This is a genomic window from Methylobacterium sp. E-041 (assembly GCF_022829665.1).
In the GTDB taxonomy this organism is placed as follows: Bacteria; Pseudomonadota; Alphaproteobacteria; order Rhizobiales; family Beijerinckiaceae; genus Methylobacterium.
On sequence record NZ_JAKSYQ010000068.1, the window covers coordinates 1 to 1,083 of the forward strand.

Below are 1,083 nucleotides of genomic sequence, written 5' to 3' on the forward strand. Positions count from 1 at the left end.
CGACTACGCGTTGATGGCGGCGACGACGCCGGCGCCGACGGTTCGGCCGCCCTCGCGGATGGCGAAGCGCAGCTTCTCCTCCATGGCCACCGGCACGATCAGCGTGACGTCCATGGTCACGTTGTCGCCCGGCATCACCATCTCGGTGCCCTCGGGCAGCACGCACACGCCGGTCACGTCGGTGGTGCGGAAGTAGAACTGCGGCCGGTAGTTCGTGAAGAACGGCGTGTGGCGCCCGCCCTCCTCCTTGGTCAGGATGTAGGCCTCGGCCTTGAACTTGGTGTGGGGCTTGACCGAGCCCGGCTTGCACACGACCTGGCCGCGCTCGACGTCCTCGCGCTTGGTGCCGCGCAGCAGCACGCCGACGTTGTCGCCCGCCTGGCCCTGGTCGAGCAGCTTGCGGAACATCTCGACGCCCGTGACCGTCGTGGTCTGGGTGTCGCGGATGCCGACGATCTCCACCGTCTCGCCGACCTTGACGATGCCGCGCTCGACCCGGCCCGTCACCACCGTGCCGCGGCCCGAGATCGAGAACACGTCCTCGATCGGCATCAGGAACGGCATGTCGATCGGACGCTCCGGCTGCGGGATGTAGTCGTCCACCGTCTTCATCAGCGCCAGCACCGCGTCGTGCCCGACCGCCTTGTCGCCGTTGTCGAGCGCCACCTTGGCCGAGCCCTTGGTGATCGGGATGTCGTCGCCGGGGAAGTCGTACTTCGACAGAAGCTCGCGCACCTCCATCTCGACGAGCTCGAGCAGCTCGGCGTCGTCGACGAGGTCGACCTTGTTGAGGAACACCACCAGCGCCGGAACGCCGACCTGGCGCGCCAGCAGGATGTGCTCGCGGGTCTGCGGCATCGGGCCGTCGGCCGCCGACACCACCAGGATCGCGCCGTCCATCTGCGCCGCGCCCGTGATCATGTTCTTCACGTAGTCGGCGTGACCGGGGCAGTCGACGTGCGCGTAGTGCCGGTTCGTCGTCTCGTACTCCACGTGCGCCGTCGAGATCGTGATCCCGCGCGCCTTCTCCTCGGGAGCCTTGTCGATCTGGTCGTAGGCCGTGAACGTCGCCCCGCCGGACTC

Annotated in this window: 1 protein-coding gene; it reads right to left on the reverse strand. The window is 68.2% G+C overall.

The window, feature by feature from the left end:
• Positions 1–3 precede the first annotated feature (3 nt).
• A partial coding sequence (gene tuf / locus MKK70_RS06180) for an elongation factor Tu (protein ID WP_243946378.1) occupies positions 4–1,083 on the reverse strand: 1,080 nt, incomplete at its 5' end.